This window comes from Streptomyces sp. AC627_RSS907 (assembly GCF_019049165.1).
The window spans coordinates 1-555 of the sequence record NZ_JAGMUE010001480.1; the positions used below are offsets into that span (position 1 = coordinate 1).

General features: G+C 76.9%; 1 pseudogene. It reads left to right on the forward strand.

Annotated features, from left to right (window positions below):
* Window positions 1-555 (forward strand): annotated as a pseudogene (locus KUM32_RS42555) (hypothetical protein); the annotation flags it as partial.

Here is a 555-nt window from a genome sequence, read left to right on the forward strand (position 1 = left end):
GATACGAACCGGCCGCCGAGGTGTTCAGCTACCGCGCGCCGACCTGGGACTACCGCACCGCCTTCGGGGCCCGTGGGGCGCGCATGCGCGCGCTCGCCGGGCGGGGCGGCCTTCCCCTGGTGCTGAGCCTGGACGTGCACCGGTTCGGCCGCTCGCTGCCGCTCTCCACGCTCCTCGACGCGGCCTGGATGACGGAGGAACTCGCCATCCTCCTCACGCGGTTGGCCGCCGAGGCCGGGCACTGCCTGCTCTCCAGCCACCACTGGGCCAACCGCGTCGGCGGCGCGGCCCTGGCCCCGGTCGACGCGGTGCTCGGGCGGCTGGTTCCGGGGCGATGGCTGCGCTGGGCCGATGACTGGCACGTCTTCGTCCGGGACGCGGGCGAGGCGGAGCGGGTGCGGGCCGCCGTACGGGACGGGCTGGCCGCCCTCGGGCTGACGCTGTCGGCCGACAAGAGCGGCCTGCGGCCGGCCGCGACGGTGTTCGCGGGCCCGGCGCGGGACGTCGCGGGCGAACCGGCGGATGTGTGGCGGGCGGGTGTGGACGGGGGCGATC